At 71.8% G+C, this 1,508-nt stretch carries 1 pseudogene; it reads right to left on the bottom strand.

What is annotated here, in order from left to right:
• Positions 1-1,508, bottom strand: a pseudogene (locus tag D183_RS0107735) (endonuclease/exonuclease/phosphatase family protein); the annotation flags it as partial.

The raw sequence follows: 1,508 nt of genomic DNA, 5'->3' as shown, positions 1-1,508 counted from the left end.
CGGCGGCGAACTGCGCGGTGCTGCAGGTGACCACGGTCTGCGCAGCCACCTCCGGCGCGGCGCAGTCCCAGCCCGGGGCGGCGGTCACGCTCGGGGCCACCGCCGCGTCCAGGGCGAAGGCGACTGCCGCCGCACGCGCCGCGTCCGGACCGGCGTTGGCCAGTTCCACGCTGTAGCGGATGGTGTCGCCGGCATAGACCGACGCGTTGGCGGCGCTCACGCGCAGGCTCAGGTCGGCGCGCTCCAGCGGCTTGAGCTTGATCAGCACCACCGCCGGGTCGTGGTCGGACAGCCGCGCCGGCGAGTTGGCGTCGTTGCGGGCCACGGCCGGGAAGTCGGCGTTGAGCCGCGCATGGGCTTCGCTGAGACCGGCGATCTGCGCCGAGCGCATCAGCGCACGGTTGGCCAGGATGTGGTCCAGCGACTGCACGTTGCCGTCGTAGGCGTAGGAGTAGCTCTGGTCCGGCGTCGACAGCAGGGTCAGGTTGTACAGCGCCGGATCGACCAGGGTGGCGCCGTCGCCGCCGACCACGGTCTGCGCGTCGGGCGCCGGCAGGCCGGTGATGGTGCCCATGGCATCGACGTAGCCGTCGTTGAACTCGAAGGCGTTGAAGTCGCCCATCACCAGCAACTGCTCGGTCGGATCGGCGGTCTGGCGCGCCTGCAGCAGGTTGGCCAGGAACACCGCCTGCGCCTGGCGCTTGGCGCGGATGCGCTGGCCGCTGGCGTCGTCGGTCTCGGCGCCGTTGAGCGAACGCTGGTGCACCTCGACCACGGTCAGCGGCAGCGCGCGGCCGTCGGCGAAATGCACCACCGCCTTCAGCAGCAGCGGCGGACGGTCGTTGAGCAGGCTGACGGTGCCGCTGGGCTCGGTCCAGGTGGCGGCCTTGCCTTCCTGGCTCACCGAGACCACCTCGACGCGGGCGATGCCGGCGCCGATCTGCGCGGTCTTGACCAGGAAGCCGACGTCGATGCCGCCCACGTCGTTGCCTTCCTGCAGGTAGGCCACGTACTGCGGATCGGGCTGGCCGGCGGCGACCGCGTCGCGGTTGACGCGGTCGGCCAGGGTCTGCAGCACGCTCAGGTTCTCGATCTCCACCGTGCCGAGGATGTCGGGGGTGTTGAGGTAGTTGCGGATCGCCAGCGAGGCCTTGTTGAGGCGCGCCTGGTAGGCGGCCGCGGTCAGCACCGGTTCGCCGATCGCCGGATCGTTCTGGTCGTCGAAGAAGCGCTCCATGTTGTAGGTGGCGATGTTGACGTCGTCGGCCTGCGGCGCGGGGGCGGCCTTGGGCTGGTCGGCGCCGTCGCACTGCACGGTGGGCGCGGTTTCCGGGTAGATGGTGTAGCGGCGGAAGCTGTAGTCCAGCGGGCCGCTGACGCCGAGCACGGTGCAGCCGGCGGCCACGTCGATGCGCTGGCCGCCGAGGCCGGCGCTGCCGACCGCGATCACCTGCGGGCTGGTGTTCCAGCGCGGCACGTCGGCCGGCGAGCCGGCCGGCAGCGCGTCA

The sequence above is a fragment of the Xanthomonas sp. SHU 199 genome (assembly GCF_000364665.1).
Classification (GTDB): domain Bacteria; phylum Pseudomonadota; class Gammaproteobacteria; order Xanthomonadales; family Xanthomonadaceae; genus Xanthomonas_A; species Xanthomonas_A sontii.
Note: the sequence above shows the minus strand (reverse complement) of the source record. Positions and strands in the feature narration are given on the sequence as shown.